The 21,801-nt window shown below is 60.0% G+C and carries 15 protein-coding genes; 7 read left to right on the top strand and 8 right to left on the bottom strand.

Annotated elements, in window-relative coordinates; translation table 11 throughout:
- Positions 1-152: 152 nt before the first annotated feature.
- The 8 genes from ACR9ZN_RS16160 to tssH form a co-directional block, all read right to left on the bottom strand.
- Positions 153-713, bottom strand: a complete 561-nt coding sequence (locus ACR9ZN_RS16160; protein ID WP_481272665.1) for a hypothetical protein — start codon at positions 711-713, stop codon at positions 153-155.
- Positions 714-720: 7 nt separating this feature from the next.
- A complete protein-coding gene (locus ACR9ZN_RS16165; protein WP_481272666.1) occupies positions 721-5,373 on the bottom strand; it encodes an RHS repeat-associated core domain-containing protein in 4,653 nt (1,550 codons plus the stop codon).
- A gap of 14 nt (positions 5,374-5,387) precedes the next feature.
- Complete coding sequence (locus tag ACR9ZN_RS16170; RefSeq protein WP_454815033.1) at positions 5,388-5,804, bottom strand: PAAR-like domain-containing protein; 417 nt, start codon at positions 5,802-5,804, stop codon at positions 5,388-5,390.
- Positions 5,801-7,012, bottom strand: a complete 1,212-nt coding sequence (locus ACR9ZN_RS16175; RefSeq protein WP_454815035.1) for a DUF2169 family type VI secretion system accessory protein — start codon at positions 7,010-7,012, stop codon at positions 5,801-5,803. The genes ACR9ZN_RS16170 and ACR9ZN_RS16175 overlap by 4 nt, the downstream gene beginning before the upstream one ends.
- A gap of 37 nt (positions 7,013-7,049) precedes the next feature.
- Entirely contained in the window at positions 7,050-9,563 is a 2,514-nt protein-coding gene (gene tssI, locus ACR9ZN_RS16180) for a type VI secretion system tip protein TssI/VgrG (protein WP_481272667.1), read from the bottom strand.
- Between the two features lie 83 nt (positions 9,564-9,646).
- Positions 9,647-10,243: a hypothetical protein gene (locus ACR9ZN_RS16185; RefSeq protein ID WP_149254271.1), complete on the bottom strand. Its 597-nt coding sequence runs from the start codon at positions 10,241-10,243 to the stop codon at positions 9,647-9,649.
- Between the two features lie 120 nt (positions 10,244-10,363).
- A complete protein-coding gene (locus tag ACR9ZN_RS16190) occupies positions 10,364-10,840 on the bottom strand; it encodes an Hcp family type VI secretion system effector (RefSeq protein WP_434957428.1) in 477 nt (158 codons plus the stop codon).
- A 41-nt stretch (positions 10,841-10,881) separates the two neighbouring features.
- The gene (gene tssH / locus ACR9ZN_RS16195; protein ID WP_454815039.1) at positions 10,882-13,659 is read right to left on the bottom strand and encodes a type VI secretion system ATPase TssH; all 2,778 of its coding nucleotides are present in this window, start codon (positions 13,657-13,659) and stop codon (positions 10,882-10,884) included.
- Positions 13,660-14,030: 371 nt separating this feature from the next.
- Here tssH and tssA point away from each other — a divergent pair, with 371 nt between their 5' ends.
- The 7 genes from tssA to tssF all read left to right on the top strand — a co-directional run bounded on the left by tssA (position 14,031) and on the right by tssF (position 21,792).
- Positions 14,031-15,098 carry a type VI secretion system protein TssA gene (tssA, locus tag ACR9ZN_RS16200; protein WP_454816809.1) on the top strand — a complete coding sequence of 356 codons (1,068 nt, stop codon included), beginning with the start codon at positions 14,031-14,033 and terminating at the stop codon, positions 15,096-15,098.
- 112 nt (positions 15,099-15,210) lie between these two features.
- Complete coding sequence (tssB, locus tag ACR9ZN_RS16205; protein ID WP_434957430.1) at positions 15,211-15,726, top strand: type VI secretion system contractile sheath small subunit; 516 nt, start codon at positions 15,211-15,213, stop codon at positions 15,724-15,726.
- Between the two features lie 26 nt (positions 15,727-15,752).
- A complete protein-coding gene (gene tssC / locus ACR9ZN_RS16210) occupies positions 15,753-17,234 on the top strand; it encodes a type VI secretion system contractile sheath large subunit (RefSeq protein WP_481272668.1) in 1,482 nt (493 codons plus the stop codon).
- A gap of 33 nt (positions 17,235-17,267) precedes the next feature.
- Positions 17,268-18,701, top strand: coding sequence for a type VI secretion system contractile sheath large subunit (gene tssC, locus ACR9ZN_RS16215; protein ID WP_481274362.1), 1,434 nt, complete (start codon positions 17,268-17,270; stop codon positions 18,699-18,701).
- Positions 18,698-19,519, top strand: coding sequence for a type VI secretion system accessory protein TagJ (locus ACR9ZN_RS16220; RefSeq protein WP_481272669.1), 822 nt, complete (start codon positions 18,698-18,700; stop codon positions 19,517-19,519). Before tssC (ACR9ZN_RS16215) ends, ACR9ZN_RS16220 begins: the two co-directional genes overlap by 4 nt.
- Positions 19,512-20,021 (top strand): type VI secretion system baseplate subunit TssE, encoded by a 510-nt coding sequence (gene tssE / locus ACR9ZN_RS16225; RefSeq protein ID WP_441770514.1) that lies wholly within the window; start codon positions 19,512-19,514, stop codon positions 20,019-20,021. The genes ACR9ZN_RS16220 and tssE overlap by 8 nt, the downstream gene beginning before the upstream one ends.
- Positions 20,014-21,792, top strand: a complete 1,779-nt coding sequence (tssF, locus tag ACR9ZN_RS16230) for a type VI secretion system baseplate subunit TssF (protein ID WP_481272670.1) — start codon at positions 20,014-20,016, stop codon at positions 21,790-21,792. Before tssE ends, tssF begins: the two co-directional genes overlap by 8 nt.
- The last annotated feature ends 9 nt before the right edge of the window (positions 21,793-21,801 follow it).

The following is a 21,801-nucleotide window of genomic DNA, read 5'->3' on the forward strand; positions in this document are numbered from 1 at the left end:
CGCCCCACGGTTGCGGACGGAGAGTGTGGACCATTTTCGCTGCACAACCAAATCTGGAAATTATTCCTAAACCGCGCGCTAATCTTGCAATGCATGGCAATAATAATAGATATTAGACTTCCTAATTCAAGTACCGCAACCGAAAGGCACAGTTAAGATCCAAACTCACACGGCAACTCACGAAAAGACACTTTCAAGCCGCTATCTTCACATAATTTCTTGAATTCGCTCCTACATATTATAATATTTGGCTTCTTCAAATCCACCCCTATTTGACAATCATCGGGCATCTTCCTTGTAATAACGAAATCTTCATGTTTGAACTTTTTTAATTTAGGCCAATACTTAATCGGCTTAACATTCGTATCTATTACATCCAAAATTTTTAAAGAGGCCGTATAAAAACCAAGCACTTCATCACCAATTATATTGGTTAAATTTTCACCACCCCACCATAAAGTAGTTTTTTTAAATTTTATGCAATTTACATTGAGCTCCCTCATAGCATCGGCAAATTTATGAGAATAAACTGAAACACAAAAAGATTTAATATAATCTATAAAATAAAAATCGTCCGGATTAAAAGCGTCCGCGATAAAATCGCCATCATATGCCTTTCCCTCGCACAAGGCCTGATCACAAGCACTTACATCTTTTGCCTCCAGATATGCAGAAGGGTGATACTTATTATGCTCTACGAGTCTATAGTACATACCACATCTACTCCTCACATTTAGCTATCTGAAGGGCGCCTGTACCCAGCATAGTTCTGGTTTCCAGCAACATTTCACGAAGAGCAAGTTGCTTACACGCCTTCCCCATGTTTCTTGTCATATTTTTTAGTACGTTCAATCTATCATCCATATATTGATTATAATCAACATGCCCACCAAAACCACGATGCTGTGCCGACCCACGCTGACCAACAGTACCACCGCCGCTAACACTGCACGCCCTGCTTGGCAAATACATCATATTTTGCCTACTATTGATATCAAATCCTAGGCTTCGAAGAAATGGGTCATTCTGCATATGAAAAGGAATAATATGATGCCTCTGGAAACCAGGCACAGCCGGCATCCAAGCAGGATATCTCTGTAAACCAAGCGGATCAACCCAGCCGCTCGTCTGATTGACGTATCCGTGAGGCCTAACGCCGCCTCGCAGTCCAATTGGGTCAGGACTAGCATATTGTCCTGCCGCTGGGTCGTAGTACCGGAATCGATTGTAATATAACGCCGTCTCTTCATCTTCCCATTGCCCCTGAAAACGGATCGGGCAAAGGAAACGGGCCTTCACGGCAGCAGCATCGTCTTCAAGCGCAAGATTACCAAAAACGCGGCCACCAGCGAGAGAACGGAGAGCATCAGCACTACCGAACTCTGCAATCGCATCGCTATCGGGACTGTTTATGGCGTTCTTTTCTGTATCCCGTCGCATTCCTTCTTTCCGATAGAAGGAGCGGCCACTTCTCCCTGGGATATTATCATTGGCGAAATCGGCGAGCCATAAACACCGGATCTCTCCCCAGGTGCGATATTCAGTCGCCCAGGCAAGCTTCCCTCCCTCATCGAACATCTCTCTGGGTGTACCCAGATGATCGGTAACGATATAGAAAAGTTCTCCCTGCGGTGTCTCCTTAGCCATAGGCCGGAAGCCGCCCGGCTCATAATACCAGCGCGTAGCCCGGTCCCAATCAACAGAGCCATCGAGCCACAGCGGCGCTTCCTCGGAAATGACATCACCATCCCAACCATAGGCAACGCCCACCACCGGCGCTCCTTCTCCGCCATCCTCGTCTCGTCCACCCGAAACGCCCCGCCGCTGATCTGAAACAACGGGCAATAGTTGACTGGCATAATCCGGCATCACATGCTGGGGATCGATCAGGTGAGGGAAACGTACCGCATGGCTTTTTGCTTCCGCCGACGTCAGCTCACGCACCTTCCATACCCGCCGCCCAAAAGGATCATAGCCATAGCGCCAAGCCTCCCTCTCCGGCGTGATGCAGCGGACTAGCCGATCCTTGGCGTCCCATTCGTAGCGCCAGACCTTCGGCCGAAAGCCATTGCGCTCTACGCGGCGCTCGATCACTCGCCCCCTGCCATCATGATCGAGCTTGATACGTTCTCCATGCGGGCCGCTCGCCTGTTTCACTCGCCCGCCCGCCGACAGTGACCAATTCTGTAAATTCGTATCGTAAGTGCTGTAGGCGGCACCAGCAATGGCAGGGCCGATACCGCCACCGCCCTCAGCTGGCCCCTCTCCGTAGCCAATGGTGTTCAAGGCTGCGTCGTAATCGAAGCGCTCAGTATGACCATCACCAAAGTGAGTTCTTATGATCTGCCCATTGATATCGTAGTCGTAGCCGAGTCCACCCCAGATACCGTCTTTGATAGCGGTTGGAGCGAATGCCTTGTCCCAGGCATAAACACGCTCGACCATCGCGCCGCCGCCTATTCCCCGCGACGCGGAAGCAAGATGCTTCCCTTTCATGTCAAGAGCCGCGCCAAAGGGGCGCGCAGCTGGGCCGATATGTTGCGCGCGCAGCTGTCCCACGGCGTCATAACGCTGATTGACGGCAAAACCAGTCGAAGTGGCACGCGACAACTCCTGCCCCAGCGCATCCCGCTCGAACACGAGGGGCAGGTGAGCGGCGATCGTTACGCTCTGCAACGCACCAAGCGGATCGTAGCTCGACGCAACCATCCTCCCGCCGATCCGTCGTTCGATGCGATTGCCGCAGCAATCATAGGCGCTTTCGACCCGCCGGCCATTCACCGTTTCAGCCGTGACGCGCCCCATTGCATCGCGCTCATATTCGATCAACGCGGCCTTGTTCTCCGCCTTCACGAGCAGACCGCGCCCGTCATGCCAGAAACGCGTAATCTCCTCCGGCTCATCTTTGCCTGGAATTCGGCCCGGTCCATAGGCTTCCTCCCGAACGAGCAAGCCTGCCTTGTCGTAACTATAAAGCAAACGGGCTCCGTCGGCGTGACGGGTCTCGATCAGCCTGTCGGCCTTGTCATAGGTATAGTCGATCACAAGACCATCGAAATCCTCCTCTCGGATGACGCGGCCTGCGGCGTCACGCTCAAAAGTCCAGATACGGCCAAGCTGGTTCTCCACCCTAACGAGTCGCTCCAGGCCGTCATAACCAAAGCGCAAGATGCCACCACTGGCATCTTCCATCTCGGTCAGGATGTTATTGGGGCCGAAACCGTAGCGATAAATCGTCTGCCGGCCCTCGCCATCCGTCACCAGCCGTTCGGCCTGGCCGGCTGCAACTGTCGCCACGACGCTCACACCATCGGGACGAGTGATTCGCGAGGGTTCCCAGAAATCGAGGCCGGATCCGTCTTCGTAGACATAGAGCGTGGTCTGTCCCAATGCGTCCGCGACGCTTGTCAGTCGTCCAAAGGCATCATAGTCAAATTGGGTGAGTTCGCCGCGAAAGTCCCGAATAGCGATCAAGCGATGGTGTTGGTCATAATCACGCGTTTCCATCAAACCGTCGGCACGCATGATTTTGATCGGTTGCCCGGCATCATTCGCGATGATCTCCGTGCGGGTGCCAAGGGGGTCCGTTACCGCCGTCAACGCGCCATTGGTACCATATTCATAGTTCCAGGCCTTCCCTTCGCCATCAACCAGCATATCGAGTTCGGTGCCGGGCCCCCAGTAATAGAAGGTCTCGCGCCCTTCGCCATCCCTGATCGAGCGAACATTTCCGCGCCTATCGAACGAAAACTCAGTACGATTGCCTTCGGCATCGATCTCGGCGGTAAGATAGCCTGCAGCATCAAACTCTCTCCGCTTGAAATAGCCCAGAGCGTTGGCCTCGGTTACGACCGCGCGATCATACGCATCGAGGTAGAATTTCTCGAGTTGATCGGGATTGCCATTTGGATAGAAGGTGGTGATGTCGAGTTCGTCATCATATTCGAAGCGACTACCATCATATGGGCCATTGGTGTGTAGGGCGATCACCCGGCCCATATCGTCATAGTCCCGGCGCGACTGGTAGCCGTGTCCCTTGCGGGTTTCGATCAGGCGTCCCCGATCATCGTAACGGTATTGCATTGAACCGCCATAGGGCGCTTCAGCGACAATGAGATTGCGTGCGCCATCGTAGCTGTAGCGCAGCACCGTTCGACGTTCGCCATTCGAACCAACCAGATGCGCGGCAAGGCGCAGGCCGCTCGGATCATTATCGAATTCGACGCACAAGCCGTCGGGATGGTCGAGGCTCTCCAACACTCCCTGCTCGCTGCGACGAAGCGTGATCCGCGATCCCGCGCGGTTCTCGATGACGGCGAGGCGCCAGATCCCATCCTCGAACTTCCGGAAATACCGCTTAGTATGCTCTTCCTTGACAATCAGCGAACGCTTGGGGCCGGCAGCAATCTCCAGGCCACGCGTAGTATCGCCTCCTTCCCATTTTCCGGGATCTGGCCGCGGTTGATCGAAGTGGACCGGGAAAAGATCCTCGTCGAGCAATTGCAATCGTCCATCCACCAAGCGAATGATCGTCGCATCGATCATAGACGTGCGCCCCTGTCCCAGGGGACCGGATGCTCCAATATCTCCGCTATAGACTGAGCCCAAATCCAGAGAAAACGTCCCCAGGATAAAAAACGCAGGATCAGTTTCGATCGGCTTGCCACTTGACACACGAACGGGATTGGCTGCGGCCCTCTTGGCAAGACAATCCCTTACTAGCTTCCTTATGGCTTTCCCTTTGATTATTTCTCGTATTTTTCGCTTTAGCAGCCTAATAAGGGCCCTCCGGCCCGCCTTATCCGCAAGATATCTAATAATCTTTTTCTTAATCGATATTATCGGTATACTAGATATCCAATTATAAGCAGAGTTTAGCTTCGAAGCCGTGGACATATGGTCTTTTAATTTTGCAAATCTGTCCTCAGTAAGAACAAAGGAATTATCAGACGCAACATCAAGATATTTTTCAGTAAGAGTCTTTCCATCCTTGATGTAACTCTCGGCCTCGGCAAGCAACCAAGGATCACTCGGGTTGGCGTTCATATCACGAACGAACTCAACCATCTGCGCTCGCAATAAAGCATCCGTCCCGAGAGCGTCCTCTCCCCAGGTGTTGAAATGCTGCTTTGCTTCGTCCTTTAAATGACGGATCAGTTCATCGAAGTCTGATGTAATGTCCTTGTCATCACTACCTTCATCTTCTCCGGGAGAGACATCCTCACCTATAGTGTTACCCTTCGAAGAAGAGTCCGCGGTACCGCCATCACTTTCGGTAATGTCGGTCTGCTTTTTAGAATCCTCTGGAGAGACGGCGATAGGAGGCAACTGAGCTGGGGTCTCCGGCGTGCCATTGTCGTCAGGGGGCGTCATGGCTCGAATTCCCGTCAGATATGTTCAATAGAAGTTGTGGTCGAGCTGCGACGACCTTCCTGAGGGCCTTCATCAGGCCGATTCATCCAGGCCATATGCTCGTTGCGAACGATGGCGTAGCCCTCGGAAAAAAGGGCACTAGCCCCTTGCATGATATGCGAGACTTGCATGTACCCCGCCACGATCACTCCCTTGCCAGTGCCAGGCTCATGTCCCGTGGTCTTGGTACAACGGGTGTTGAGCTGGAAATCATGGTCCTCGTTGTTACGAATCGTCCGGGATTGCCGAGTGATTGAGCCCTCATCAAACAAACAGATGGAACTGTAGGGCACTGGCACCATCACGTCCCCAATCGGGGTCCAGCATACATCCGGAAAGATCGAATGAACGTAGTTGGTGCCATCGCGACGAGCGGAGACGGGATTACTCATATGGTGTTCTCCGGGAGCTCAAGCTCGGAAGCGCACTCTTCCGGTGCGAGGGAAAACGGAAGCGAGTCCCAATCCCGGCTCAGGCGTTCAAACAATTCGGGAGCCTGATCAAAGGCGAACAACGCAATCTCGAATGTCGAAGCGCGATTATAGATAAGCCTCCAGGTCAGGCTGACGCGGCAATGGAAGAGGTCGTCCTCTGCCATTTCCACGAAGACGGTATCAAGACGCGGACGACAATAAAGGTCTTCGCCCTGCTGTGGCGTGACCAAAGCAAGGAGCTTGGGATCTGGGATGGTGAGATCGAAATGGCTATTGCCGCGTCTCAGATAATGCAGCCGCAGGCGCAAATCGCCCATGCAATGGGGTGAAATCGCCAACCCTTCCGCCGCCGAATTGTGAAAGGTGAAATCATAATCTGCTGGCCATTTCGGCCAGACACTGTCGATCCAGTTTTGATCGTAGGTACCGCCCTTGGGTCGGCGCGGCAGCCAATGGGCGGGAATGGGGCCAAGGCCCTGCGGAGTATAACGCTCCTCGGCATCGGCCACTGGTTGACTATCGGCTTCGATCTGCGGCGCCGGCTGCGGCTTGGTATGATCAGTCCAGTCAGGATGAATCAGACCATACCCAAGTGGATTGCGTTCATTGACTTCGCTCTGGCGCTTGCCATCCTTATCCCGCTCACTCGCCACCATGCCACCATAGGCATACTCATAGCGGATCGGCAGTTCGGTGATCGGTTCCGGTTCTGATAATTCCCAGCCCTTGAAAAGATCGCGGTGCCTTTGCCACTTGCTTTGCTCCTGCTCACTCAAAGGCCGCCGCCATTGTGGTCGCCAGAAACGGGGTCCGGTTACACGCAGCCGCTTGGCGATACGCTTGCCGGCCTCATCGGCTATCTCCACACCGCAGAGCCATGATTGAGCGGGCTTGCCATCCGGCGCGTGGGCAATGGCATTGATAATGAGGTCGGTAGCCGGCTTATACGGCACGAAATCGGAAGGATGACGCAGCGAGGAAGCATTGAGTTCACCATGCGGCACGTCAGTAAAATTGAACGGCTCCTGTTCCGGAGACACTGTGCAAGTACCATCCTCACCAATATCGAAGGCCACCTTCACCATGGCGATGCCGAAGGTTCGTCCGTCGCTTAGCGTATTGGAATAACGCATACTCGGAAAGGGTGTGAAGTTACGAATATCCATGCTCATCTGCTACCATAGACCGTTGCGTAATGCGCACTTAGGCCTGCTTACTGCCAGCCTGTAGATCAATGACCTTTGCGACCTGCTGAAACGGCCCTTCCGCCTCAAAATTGAACTTGACTCCTTTGATTACGATTGTGCCGTCCTTCTTCATGACCAGTAAACTCTTGCCCACTTCAATGACGAACTCCTCGCCAACCGTAATCTTCTTGGCGTGCCCCACCTTTTCCAGCGCCACGCTCCCCACATTCAACACATCGGCAGTTCCCACCTGCGTGGTTCTCGCCACGCCCACATTCTGAGCCTGCATTCTGCCAACGGTGATGCTGTGATTGCCCCCGCCCAACAGCCCACCCAGCGTGCCAAGCGCCGATGTCCCAGCCGCGGCCATCGGGGCGCCGCCAGCCTGGAACAGGGCCTGGGGGGCGACATTGGCGGCGGCCTTCAGGCCCTGGTCGAAGAGGCCGGAGGCGACGCCGAGCACGTTGTTCATCAAGGAGCCGGCAATGCCCCCCGCGATGCCGCCCTGCCCGCCGGCATCGGCCGGCGGAACGAAGGGTGGGGTGGAGAGGATACCGCCATCGCTGCCGCTACTTCCTCCCCCTGCCGCCGCCGCAGCGCCGAGGCCGGATCCGCCGCCCAACCCGCCCAGAGCGGCCTGCGTCACCGCCGAGGCCGCCGCGCCGGCGGTCTTGCTGGCGGCGCTGCCGGGCTGGCTCGCGGCGGCCTGGGCCGCGATCGCCATGGCCTGCTGCAGCATGCCCGCGCTCTGGCCCATCAGCCCGGCGAGCGGCGCCAGCAGGGCGGCCGCGCCCATGCCGGTGGTCGCGCCCACCACCTGGTTGAGCCCGCCGCCGACCTGGTGATTCATGTTGGCACCCACGGTGAGCTGGTGCTGCTGGCCATAGGAATGCAAGGCGCTGGCATCCACCGTGTGGATCTGGTTGTTGAGCACCTTCGAGGTCATGTCCTTCTGGGCATGCAGGTGGAAATTCTCCTGGCCCGGCGCGTCCTCGAAGGAAAACTCGTTGAACTTGGTCGGGTCCTTGGATTTGTAGGTGTTGGAGCGGAAGATGCTCTTGGTCTTGTGCTCGGGCAGCTGGTAGGGCACCTGCTGGCTGGCATTGGGCACCAGCGCGGTGATGATCGGCCTGTCGGGGTCCCCGCCGAGATAGGAAACGATCGCTTCCATACCCACGCGCGGGATGATCTGGCCGCCCCAGTTGCCGCCGCCCCAGTTCTGCGCCACCCGGATCCAGCAGGTGTCGGTGCCGTCCTTCCTGGCGCGGCGGTCCCAGGGGAACCACACCTTCACCCGCCCATATTTGTCGGGATGGATCTCTTCGCCCGGCGGCCCGGCGACGATGGCGATGTCGGTGCCATCGATGCGCGGGCGCTGCGTCGAGCGATGGGGCGTGGCGGGCACCCGGCTCGGCAAAGCGATGAAGCGGTTGGAATACTCCGGCTCGCCCTCATTCGTCTCGTAGGAGCGGTCTCGCGCCATATGCACGATCTGGAAGGTGACGTGCTCCTCATAGGCGTTGCCGGGATTGGCGACGTCATAGGGCTTGAAGCGCCGGCCGGGCTGGAGCGTGCGGATGGAGGAAGCGCCCTCGATGCGCTCGAAATCGGCCTCGGCGGCCTGCATCCTCAGTTTGGACTGGAGTTCCACCCGATCGTTGGCGATGCCTTCGGAGGCACTGTCGGAACCGTAGCCGCCGACCATGGGGTATTCATAGAGTTCATAGGCTTCGTTGCCCGGCAGCGAGACCAGGCTCGGCGTCTCGCCGGAAGGCACGGAACCGGGGGTGAGGAAGTTCCAGTCCCCCGCCGAACGCTTGCCGGGCACATAGGTGAAACTGCGCTGGAATTTGGTGAGGTGGTTGCGGTCGCTCGAGCCCATGGCGAGACGCACATCCGTCTCCGGCCCGCTGGTGTAGCCCGAGACATGCGAGGCGATATGCATGACGTGCCTGGCCGCGACCGAGCCGGCCTCCCCGTCCTCATGCTCGAACCAGAAGAACAGGCCGTCCTCCTCCAGGCGGCGGGTGAGATAAGCGAGGTCCGTTTCATTGAACTGGACCGAATAATGCTGGGGCTTGGGTTCGGGGATGACGCCCGAGGTTACCGGCGCCTGCAGCTTGTGCTCGGAGAGCAAAGTGCGGGCAACGTCGAGCGAGCTCTTGTCCTGCCAGATCCGGCAGTCCGAACGCTGGCTCATCAGCCAGTGCTGGGGCCGGATCTCGAGCTGATAGGCGCGCAGGCCCCGAGTCACCGGCGGTCCCTCGACGAGGCGCACCACCAGCCCATTCCAGGTGCGCCGCTCGCCCTGGCCGAGTTCGAGGGAGACGTCGACCAGCTTGCCGACAATCTCGTTCGGCTTGATGTCGGTCTTCTTGGAGCGCACCGCGATCACCAGCGTGAACAGATCGTTCACCGCCTCGCGCATCTCCACATGTTCGGGCAGCAGCACATCCGAGCCCAAGGGCGTCTCGATGCGCAGGATGCGTTCGGCCTGGATGTAGGATGCTGAGCTGGCGTCGCCGTCCATCGAATGCAATTCCTGATCTGATGCTTGAATTCAAACCTCACGCAAGCCGGGGAGCGCCGCCCTCCCGGCCATCGAACAGTCACTTACGACCCAGACGAATATTCGGGAGCGAAGCGCCGAATGAAGTCGTCGGCGAGCGTCTTGACATTGAATTGCCGCAATATTTCCAAGCGCTTGGTCTTGGTGTTGTAATAGGCAGCAGCGATGAGATTTTCGTCCCCATATTGGACAAAGGGTACCGCAGCATTGGTCTGCAAAATTACGCCGGGTGCGGGATCTTCTCCCCAATAATCAATGAACCCGAGAGGAATCTTTTTCGCAGTACTGCCAAATAGGTTGGCGTTGAAGGCGTTGTATTTCCCGACATAAGTGAGCGATAGCGTCAATTCGCCGGTCGCACGGGTGGTAAGCTGCTGGCCTGGCGTAATCCATTCCTCGAACAGCTCCCTGGCCCCGGGCATGCCGGGCAATTTGCGCCCCTTGAAATAGACGTCTTCGACCCTGGCCAGAGTGACAACGCGCCGCAAGCCATGCACGTGCTTCACACCGGCGACCTTGATCCCCTTCACCTTCTGGCTCGGCGCGACCATGTCGAACAAAGGGCTGCTGGTATATTTTTCTTCGACAATGAGATGCTGGGGTGTGAGAGAAACCTTTCGAATACCGTCTTGGAATCCCATCGTACTCCCCTTCGCTGATGTGAAGCCTGTGTTGGTGGCGCCTCGATCGAAGATCCCGAGGCGTAAACGAACGAATTGGACGCCAGCCGATGAAGGCCGGCGTCCAGTGCGGCGCAGCTCTTAGGCGGCCTTCGTCGTGGCCAGATCGTAGGTGGCGATCGTCGGCGAGCCGTTGCTGTTGTCCTCGCCGTAGGGGGTGTACTTCACCTGCATCTTGGTGAAGTTGAGCCGGATCGTCTCGACCGGGCGGTCGCCATTCGAATCGACCGAATAATTGGCCAGCAGCGTGTTGGTTAGCGTGTATTCGATATAGGTGTTGCCGGGGCTGCCGGTGGACACCAGGTGGATCACCGCCGTCTTGCCAGTGCGGCCCGAGCAGGCTTCCTGGAACAGCCGGGTGGAGGAGGAATCGCTGACCTTGGTCAGGATCACTTCCGAAATCGTCGGCTCGGACGCTTCACGGTTGGCGGCGGAACCCGCCGAGGTGTTCATGTTGCGCGAAACATTCCAGTGAATGGCTTCGATATCCATCCACTTCTTATGCTGTTCCTGGGTGGCGTCGCCCTGGATACCATCGAGCTGCAGATAAATCGGCATACTACTTCTCTCCTGTTCGAAGTTGAATCGGCCTTGTCAGGTCAAGGCGCTCGCGCCTTTCTGGGTCGTACCGCATCCGAATGAGCCTTCTTGCCATTCGAGGCTGCTTTATCCGCCGGCCGTTTCCTCGGCCCGGCGAATTCCTTGGCGGCCGCCGCCGGCTCAGCGCCAATGCTGAAACGGCGTCCGTCAAATCCGATCTCGATCCGCGCCGCCTTGCTTCCGGCGGCGACCTGATCGAGGAAAAAGGTGGACAGATCCGGCAGAAGCTCGCGCGCGATCATCGCTTCGATGGCACGTGCGCCCATCTCGCTGGTGCCGGCGCGGGTAACCAGGGCCTCACGCGCCGCAGGCAGAAGGACAACGTCGCTGCCATAGCTCGCCGAAACGCGGCCCTGAATGCGCCCGATCTGGATGTCGACGATGCCCGACAACGCCGCCTTGTCGAGCGGCATGAAGGGCAGGATGGTGGTGCGGCCGAGGAAGGCGGGCTTGAATTGCTTTTGCAATTCGCCGAGCAGCAGCCCCTCCAGCGCCTCGCCTTCCGGCATGGTGTCGGGATCGCCAGCCAGTGTGGCCAGCAGTTCCGAGCCGGTATTGGCCGTCATCACGATGGTGGTGTTTTTGAAATCGATGTCGCGGCCTTCGCCGTCGCGTAGCGTGCCCTTGTCGAAGACCTGGTAGAAGATCTCCTGGACCCCGGGATGGGCCTTGTCGATCTCGTCCAGCAGCAGCACGCCATAAGGCCGGCGCCTGATGGCCTCCGTCAGCACGCCGCCCTCGCCATAGCCGACATAGCCGGGCGGCGAACCAAGGAGCATGGAGATCTTGTGCTCCTCCTTGAATTCCGACATGTTGATGGTGGTCAGATGCTGGCTGCCGCCATAGAGCAGGTCGGCAAGCGCCAGCGCCGTCTCGGTCTTGCCGGTGCCGGACATGCCGACGAACAGGAACACCGCCGGCGGCCGGCGCGGATCGGAAAGCCCGGCCCGGGCCGTGCGCATCGCCGAAGCGACACGACCGATGGCGCCGTCCTGGCCGATCACACGCTCCTTCAGGCGCGCTTCCAGCGTCTTGACCGTCTCGATCTGGTCGGTGAGCAGCTTGCCGACGGGTATGCCTGTCCAGCGGGCCACCAGCGAAGCGATCACCTCGCGGTCGACGGCGCGCGGCAAGAGAGGCGTTTCGCCGGTGAGTTCTGCGAGGCTGTCTTCGGCGACCGCAAGCGCGGCGCGGGCGCTTTCGCGGGTACCGGGCTGCTCGGGGAAAGGCGCGACATTCCCGTCATCACCGACTGGCGACGAGGGCTCGCCTGCCTCGTCTTCGCCCGACAGGATTGCCTCCAGCCGATCGGCCTCCTCCACCAAACGCGCCTCGGCCTCGAAGCGGGTCTGAAGCCCCTCGATCTCGTCGGCGATCACCGCGAGTCGGTTATCGATCTGCCCGCGCCGTTCGAGACCTTCCGTGCTCTCCGGCTCCTTGACGAGCCAGGCGGCCTCGACTTCCAGCAATTCGCGTTCGCCACGCAGCGATCGGATCGCCTCCGGAACGGCCTGCCGCCCCAGGGATACCGCAGCTGCGGCTGTATCGATGAGACTGATCGCCTTGTCCGGCAATTGGCGAGCTGGAATATAACGTGCGGATAATCGTACCGCCGCAGCCAGCGCTTCGTCGCGAATGCGCACCTTGTGATGGGACCGGAAGGCACCGGCCACGCCACGCAGCATGCGGATCGCGGTTTCTTCGTCAGGCTCATCGACCTTCACGGTCTGGAAGCGGCGGGTCAGCGCCGCGTCGCGTTCGATGAAGCGCTTATATTCACTCCAGGTCGTGGCGGCGATGGTGCGCAGTTCGCCGCGTGCCAGCGAGGGCTTGAGAATGTTGGCGGCATCGCCTTGTCCGGCTTGGCCGCCGGCCCCGATCAGGCTGTGCGCCTCGTCGATGAACAGGATGATCGGCACAGGCGAGGCCTTGACCGCATCCACCACGCCATGCAGCCGGCGTTCGAACTCGCCTTTCACCCCGGCCCCGGCCTGCAGCAGGCTGAGATCGAGCGACAGCAGGCGCACACCCTTCAGCATGGCCGGCACATTGCCGCCCGCAATCTCCAGGGCCAGCGCCTCGGCGATGGCCGTCTTGCCGACGCCGGCCTCGCCGACCAGAATCGGGTTGTTTTGCCGACGGCGCATCAAGACGTCGATGACCTGGCGCAGTTCACGGTCACGCCCGATCACCGGATCGATGCGACCGGAGCGGGCATCCGCCGTCATGTCCTGGGTGTAGAGACGCAGGAAATCGCTCTCGCCGGCGGCCGCCCCGGTCGGTGCTGCCACCCCAGCCAGCGCCTGATCCGCATTCCCGGTCTTGAGATCGGCAAGTGCCGCTTCGACGGCCTTGAGATCGATGTCCCGCAGGCTTGGGGCCGTGGCTCGCGCTACGATGCGAAGGCTCTGCTCGGTGGAAAGCGCCACCAGGAGATCGCCGAATTCCACGCGGCTGCGACCAAACTGCAGCGAAGCCACCAGCCACGCCTCACGGGCAAGCGTCAGCACATTCTGCGACAGAGTCAGCTGCGCCTGACCGTCCCGCGACAGGTCGGCAATGGCCATGTCGAGCTCGCGCCTGAGAGCTTCGACGCGGAGCCCTGCCTGTTCAAAACGCGCCACCAGATCGGGCGCTTGGACAAGCCCGCTCAGCCAGTGCGCGACCTCCACAGTGGGGTTCGCATTGCGTGCGGCGATGGACGCAGCTGTCTCAAGAGCGACACGTAGCTCCGGTCCCAACATCCTGACAAGTTGGTTGAGATCAATATTCGGCATCCACGAATTCCACGTAGGTTTTTCTGCTCATGCACAAGTGCGCCGTAACGTCAATCGAGTTAAGCAGGATTCCCATTTTCCGTCTATAGAGCTATTATTACAAAAGCCAAGATACCGGTACACCACTGCGAGTCTATCTCTAAAATGGCGGTACGATAGTACATGACAATTTGATGACATTCGCGCGACATGATTCATATAATTCTTCATCGATTGGAAAACTGTAGGCTAATACCATAGTCCGTCATTAATTCATCATACCGGCTGTGGCATTGACATTACTGTATCTTTGGAAACAGAATGCTTGAGCATTTGGAAGCAGACTGCCATCGGGATGTGTCAGGAGTTTAAAGCTTGGGGCCGCTGTGCTGATGGATTTGAGGGAGATTATCTCTCCACTTGGGCAGGACAGCCCATGCGGCGAGAATATCAGGGTAACACCCAAATATCAGGAAAAGTATTATCGGATTAAGGACGCTCGAAATGCTGCTCGAAGCGTTGAACGTAGTGCGTCTCCGAATGAAAATATTCGACTTACGCCGGCCTGGCATGAAGTCAATGAACTAGGTCTGCAGATCTTGTCGTCCAATAGCAAGGATATCGAAATCCTTGCCTGGCTCGCCGAGGCCCAGCTTAGGCTGCGTGGCTTCGAAGGGCTGCGGGACAGTTTCGCGGCCATGATGTCGCTTTTAGACAATTATTGGGAGCAACTGCATTCCATTGGCGACGACGACATCGAGGAGCGATTGGCCCCCCTTGCCGGTCTCAATGGCGTCAACAGCGAAGGCTCGCTGATCCAGGCGATTCGACTGGCCTCGCTGGTGCCCAATGGCAGTTTTGCCCAGCACTCGCTATGGGACTACCAGCTCGCTCAGCGCGCCGGAGAAACCGAACGTCGCGATCTCCTGCACGAGGCAGCCACGGAGGCGGGAATCACCGCCATGGCCGCACATCTGGCCGTCGTCAACGACTGCATCGCCTCCTTCGCCAAGCTGGCAGCGGTGCTGACCGAGCGCTGTGGGGATCGGGCACCGCCGAGCTCCAACACCCGCAACGTATTGCAGGAAGTTGCGGCAGCCATCCGGGATCTCACCGGCCTTGGTGGGGAAGAAGGCGATACGGCGCCAGTCTCCACGGCCGAGATCCAGGCGGCCAGTGTCGGTGACGCCGCTCCAGCATTGGCAGCACCGCGCTCTCTTGCCCCCGGCAGCGTCATCGGCTCGCGCGAGGAAGCTTTCGAGATCCTGCTCGCCGTTGCCCGCCATTTTCGACGGACGGAACCGCATTCCCCGATTTCCTTAGCCATCGAAACACTGGTGCGCAGAGGGCGCATGGACTTTTCTGAACTGCTGGCCGAACTCCTTCCCGAGGCGCAGACGCGCAATGCCGTCCTGACCGCGGCCGGGATTCAGGCCAAAGCCGAGAAGCGGGACACTTGAGAGGCGCCAGCGGGCTTGACGGGGGCTGAGGCCCTCGCCCCCGCCAGCATCTCCCGTCCCGACGATACAAGAAATTATCAGCGTGCTTCATGGCACAGATAGGAAGACCAAGATGGAAAGCGTTCACGCCAAGCTCGAGAGGGTGCGCAAGCCCCGAGTTCACATCAAGTACGAAGTCGAGACCGAAGGGGCGATGGTGGTCAAGGAGCTGCCCTTCGTCGTCGGCGTGCTCGGCGATTTCTCGGGCAATCCGACCCAGCCGCTCAAACCCTTCGGTGAGCGCAAATTCGTGCAGATCGACCGCGACAATTTCGACGACGTCATGCGCCGCATGACGCCCGGCCTCAATATCGCGGTCGAGAATACCCTGGCCGATGATGGCACCGATCTCGCCGTCAACCTCAAATTCGAGAGCATGGAAGACTTCGAGCCCGGCTCGATCGTCAACCAGGTTCCGGCGCTCAAGGCCCTGCTCGACGCGCGCAACCAGTTGCGCGACCTGATGAGCAAGGCCGACCGTTCCGAGGATCTCGAGCGTCTGCTCGAAAGCATCCTGCAGAGCCAGTCCGACATCAAGAAACTGGTCGGCCAACTCGACGGCAACAACAAGGACGGCTCGGCGAACTGACGCCTGAGCGATACGAGGATCGAGCCATGAATGCCAAGACTCAAGCCCAGCGCGATGTTGTCGTCGAAACCTCCGCGGACGAGAACCTGCTCACCCAGGTCGTCGCGGCCACGCGTCAGACCGAGCCGGACCGCGCCCAGGACCTGCTGCGTACCCTGACTGACCAAGCTCTCAAGGGTACGGTCGTCTACGACCGCAACCTGACGGTGACGCTCAACAACGCCATCGCCGCCCTCGACAAGACGATCTCGCGCCAATTGGCGGCGATCATGCAGTCGCCCGAATTCACCAAGCTCGAAGGCGCCTGGCGTGGCCTCAACTATCTGGTGAAAAACAGCGAGACCAGCGTCAATCTGAAGATCCGGGTGCTCAATGCCTCCAAGCGCGATCTCGCCAGGGACCTGTCCAAGGCCGTCGAGTTCGACCAGTCTCGCCTGTTCAAGTCGATCTACGAAGACGAGTTCGGCACACCCGGCGGCGAGCCGATGGGCGCCATTGTGGGCGACTACGAATTCGACAACTCCTTCGATGACGTCCAGCTGCTGCAGGGCCTGTCCTCGATCGCGGCAGCGGCTTTCGCCCCCTTCATCTCGGCGGCGAGCCCGCGCATGTTCGGCTTCGAGGACTATCGCGACCTTGCACGCCCGCGTGATCTCGAGAAGATCTTCGAGACGGTTGAGTATGCCAAGTGGCGTTCCTTGCGCGAAAGCGATGATTCACGCTTCGTCACCCTGGCCCTGCCGCGCGTCCTGGCCCGCATGCCCTATGGACCCAAGACGCATCCCATCGATGAATTCGGCTATGACGAGACCGGCGATTCCAAGACCGGCGAGCTGCCGCATGACAATTACTGCTGGATGAATGCCGCCTATGTGATGGGCACGCGCCTGACCGAGGCCTTTGCCAAATATGGCTGGTGCACCGCCATCCGCGGCGCCGAGAATGGCGGCAGGGTCGAGAACCTGCCGATGCATATCTTCTCCAGCGACGACGGCGACCTCGATCTGAAATGCCCCACCGAAGTCGGTATCACCGACCGGCGCGACGCCGAACTCGGCAAGCTCGGCTTCCTGCCGCTGTGCCACTACAAGAACACCGATTATGCGGTGTTCTTCGGCGCGCAGACGACGCACAAGCCCAAGCTTTACGATCGGCCCGAGGCGAATGCCAATGCCGCCGTCTCGGCACGCCTGCCCTACATGATGGCGACCTCGCGCTTTGCCCATTATCTTAAGGTGATGGGCCGCGACAAGATCGGCTCCTTCATGGAGGCCAAGGATTGTGAGGCCTGGCTCAACCGCTGGATTTCCAACTATGTCAACGCCAATGACGAGGCGGGTGAGGAAACCCGGGCGCGCTATCCGCTGCGTGACGCCAAGGTGACGGTGCAGGAGGTCCCGGGCAAGCCCGGCTCCTACAACGCCGTGGCCTGGATGCGTCCCTGGCTGCAGATGGAGGAACTGACGACCTCACTGCGCATGGTCGCTCGCATTCCTGCCAAGAACTAAGCCGGCAAATATATCCTGAGCCGTGCCGCCGGCCTGCCCGGCGGCACCTTCGGCTTTCCCAGGAAAGCCCATTCCGACGATAGGTTCGAGAACTTGCTGCGAGGCAGAGCAGATCAGCTCATCGCCCTGATCGACGAGGCATTGAATCGCCAGGTCAACGCGATCCTGCATCATCCCGAATTCCAGGCGATGGAAGCACGCTGGCGCGGGCTGGCGATGCTGGTGCGCGCGGCCTCGCGCTCGAGCGAGGTCAAGATCAAGCTGCTCAGCCTGAGCTGGAAGGAGCTGGCACGCGCCATGGAGCGCGCATCCGATTTCGATCAGAGCCGCCTGTTCGAGCTGGTCTATAATCGCGAATTCGGTATGCCCGGCGGGGAGCCCTATGGCCTGCTCGTCGGGGACTATCACCTCTCGCCCACCGATCCCCAGGCCAATGGCGATGTGGTTGGCACACTTGCCCAATTGGCCCTGGTGGCCGCAGCGGCCTTCTGCCCCTTCGTGGCGGCCGCCTCACCCCATGCGATCGGGCTGGAGAGCTTTTCAGAACTCAACCGCGTGCAGGATCTCAACTGGCTCGACACCAGTCCCGACCGCATACGCTGGAACCGCCTGCGGACCCATGAGGATACCCGCTTTCTCGGACTGGTCGCGCCACGCATCCTGATGCGGCAGCCCTATGAGCCCTATTCGCGCCGGCGCGACGATGGCTTTCCCTTCCGCGAGGCGATCTCGCAGGACGGCGCCAGCCTGCTGTGGGGCAATGGCGCCTTCGCCTTCGCAAGCGTCGTCATCCGCAACTTCATTCACTTCGGCTGGTTCGCCGACATTCGCGGCGTTACCCAGGATGCCGTCGACGGTGGCATGCTGAGCAGCGCCGAACTTGCCGCCTATGATTTCGGCACGGAGAGCCAGGGACTGTCTGCCCAGGCGCCCGTCGAGGTTCGCCTGACGGGCGGCCAGGAACAGCAGTTCTGCGATCACGGCCTGGTGCCGATCGGCACCACCTATATGTCCGCCTGCGCCATCTTCAACGCCAACCAATCGCTCCATGCGCCGCAGCATTACGCCAACGAGAACGCGCGCCAGAACGCCCGTCTCGCTGCCATGCTGCAATATGTGCTCTGCGCTTCGCGGTTTTCCCATTATCTCAAGGTGATCATGCGCGACCAGGTCGGCCGGCTGGCCGATGCCGCCTCGCTGCAGCGCAAGCTCGAGGACTGGCTGTCGGGCTACACGCTCGGCAATGACGATGCCGACCTGCCGCTGCGCACCCGCTATCCGCTGCGCTCGGCCGGTATCAGCGTGGAGGAACTGCCCGGCAAGCCCGGCACCTTCATCTGCACGGTGCGGCTGCAACCGCATTTCCAGCTCGACGACGTCTCGACCAGCTTCCACCTCATCGCCGAAATGGCGCCGCCGACGAGCAGCGTCGATACCGCTTCTTTGCCCAGAAGGATGACAGCATGACGCTCGCCGCCAGCATCGCCAATTCTCTTTCCGAAGGGGCACTGAGTCAGGCGCTCGACCACGCCAGGGAGCATATGCGGGCCCACCCCTCCGACAAGGATGCCCGTCATCTCTATATCGACCTGCTCATCCTCGCCGGCGATTATGAGCGGGCCGACACGCAATGCAGCCTCGCCGTGACCCTGGCGCCGCAGGATACCATGGGCTTTGCCCTGCTCCGCAATCAGTTGCGCGCCATGGCGGCCCGCAAGGCCTGGTTCGAGACCGGTGCCGTCCCCGAATTTCCGCATGGGCCAAGCGCACTCGACAGGGCGGCAATCGAACTCGCCATCATCAACCGTGAAGGCAGCCCGGCAGGGCCGGCGCTGGCGGCCCTGGACGGACTGCGCGGTGAACGGCCGATGCTGTGGAACGGCAAGCCGGTCGGCGATTTCCGGGACCTGGACGATCGGGTTCCCCATGCGCTCGAAGTGATCATGACGGGCGGGTCCTATCTGTGGATCGACTTCGCCAAGATCGCCTCCGTGGCGGTGGAGCCGATCGCCCGGCCACGCGACCTCGCTTTCCGCCGGGCAGAATTGTCGCTGGCCGACGGCGCCTCCGCCTCGGTCCTGCTGCCAGCGATCTATCAGGGCACCGAAGACCGCGAGACGCTGTTGCTGGGGCGCGAGACCGAATGGATCACAGAACCCAGCGGCATCACCGCCGGCCGCGGCCAGCGTTGCTTCCTCGCTGGTGACGAGCTGGTTTCCTTCCACGACATGCAGAGCCTGGGCATGCCCGAAATCATCAGGCAGAAGCAGGCTGCCCATGGTTGATCCGCTCGAACGCTTCCGGGCCCGCGAGCAGGTCCTGTCGCGCTCCATCCTGGACCGGCTGCTCGACGCAGCCCCGGATCTCCCTCGGGACCCTGCCCTGAGCCTCGCGGATCAGGCACGCGAGATGCGCGAAGCCATCCGCCGCGACCTTGAAGCCCTGCTCAACACCAGGCGCTGTCCGACAAGCCCGCCGGACAAGCTGGCGGAACTCAAGGATGCGCTGGTCAGCTACGGGGTGGAAGGCATCGTCTCAGCCAACCTTGTAACCGACGAGGCCAAGCTGCATTTGGCGCGCGCCATCGAGCGGCGCATCGCCCTGTTCGAGACCAGGCTGTCGAACATACGCGTCACCATCCTCAAGAACCGCACCCAGGGCGAAAGAGCGCTGCGTATGCGCATAGAGGCGACCTTCCGCCTCTATGACGGCATGCCGCCGATCAATTTCGAGTCCACCATCGATCCCACCAGCCAGCGCTTCCAGGTGGAGGCGGCGCATGGTTGAGGGCTTTCTGCGACGCTATAACGAGGAATTATCGGCCCTGCGCCGACGGGCGTCGCGCTTTGCCGATGCCTTCCCCAAGATCGCCGGACGGTTGCGCCTGACCGGCGAGGTTGCCGACGATCCCCATGTCGAGCGCCTCATCCAGAGCTTCGCCTATTCCGCCGCCAGGGTACGCCAGAAACTGGACGACGAGTTTCCCGAGCTGACCGATGGCCTGCTCGAAACGCTCTACCCGCATTATCTCGCGCCCCTACCCTCCATGAGCATCATGCGCTTCTCGCCCGGCGAGACGCTGGCCGCCGCGCAGATTCTGCTGCGCCATACCGAAGTTCAGGCCGAACCGGTCGGCGGCGAGACCTGCCGCTTCCTGACCACGCAGGACGTCGAAATCGCACCGGTGGAGGTCAGCGCGGTCTCGCTGTCGGGACAACCGATCCAGGCACCGCTCTCCCGCCATGCCGGCGCGGCCGGTTGCCTGCGACTGTCGATCCGTTCGCTGGCGGGCCGCCGGCCCCTGTCCGAACTCGGGCTCAAGCGCCTGCGCTTTCACATCGCCTCGCCCTGGCGGCAAGCAAGCGCGCTCTACGAATTGCTCGCAAACCACACGCTCGGAATCGCGCTGGCGCGGCACGCCGACGATGACAAGGTGATCTTCCTGCCGGCCGATCATCTCAAGCCGGTCGGTTTTTCGCCAGACGAGACGATGCTGCCTTATCCGAGCACGAGCTTCACCGGCTATCGCCTGCTCACGGAATTCTTCGCGCTGCCGCAGAAATTCCTGTTCTTCGAGATCGACGGACTGCAGCGCTGGCACGGCGACGGGCTGGAGATCTTCGTCTATCTCGGTGAGACGGACGGCAAGCTGGAACGCTCGGTTACGGCCCGGGACCTGGTGCTGCATGCCACGCCGGTAGTCAATCTGTTCCGCCAGACCTGCGAGCCCCTCGCGCTCGACGGCACCCGTACCGAATATCGGCTACTGTCCGACTCGCGGCGGCAGAAGACGCGCGAGATCTATGCTGTCGAGCGGGTGATGTTGACTGGATCGAAGGGCGAGCAGCAATCCTGCCAGCCCTTCTTCGGGCGCACCCAGCGCTCAGGCGCGGCGGCCGCCTATTGGCAGAGCTATCGCCGCTTCGACCCAGACGACGGCACCTGCGACCTCGACATCGCCTTCGTCGACCACAATCGTCGTGCCACCGGCAATCTCGATGCCGTGGCGAGCGTCGATGCCTGGTGTCTCAATCGCGCTTTGCCCGAGCGCCTGCCCTTCGGTGGCGGCCATCCACATCTCAAGCTCGCGGCCGGCAACGAGGCGGTCGGACGGATCGAGGCGCTGATCGCGCCCACGCCGGCCGTGCGCATGAACGACGAGGACGGCCGCAACTGGCGGCTGATGTCGCATCTCCTGCTCAATCATGTCTCGCTGTTCGACAATGGCGGGGCAGCGCTCAAGGACATCCTGTCGCTCTATGCCTTCCGCGACCTGCCGGAGACGCGCCAGCTCGTCGATGCCATCATCCAGGTGGAGGCAAGGGCTGCCACCGCCCGTATCCGGGGCGGCATGGTGCCCGGCACCGAGATCGCGATCGAGTTCGATCCGGCCGCGATCGATCGCCCATCAGCCTTCCTGTTCGGCAGCGTGCTCGATCGCTTTTGCGGCCTCTACACCTCGGTCAACAGCTTCACGCGGCTGACGGTCTCCATCAAGGGCCAATCCAAGCCGATCGCCACCTGGCCCGCCCGGGCGGCCGAACGCCCCCTGCTCTAGGAGACCTTC

This window comes from Labrys sp. HAY1-8F (assembly GCF_056754975.1).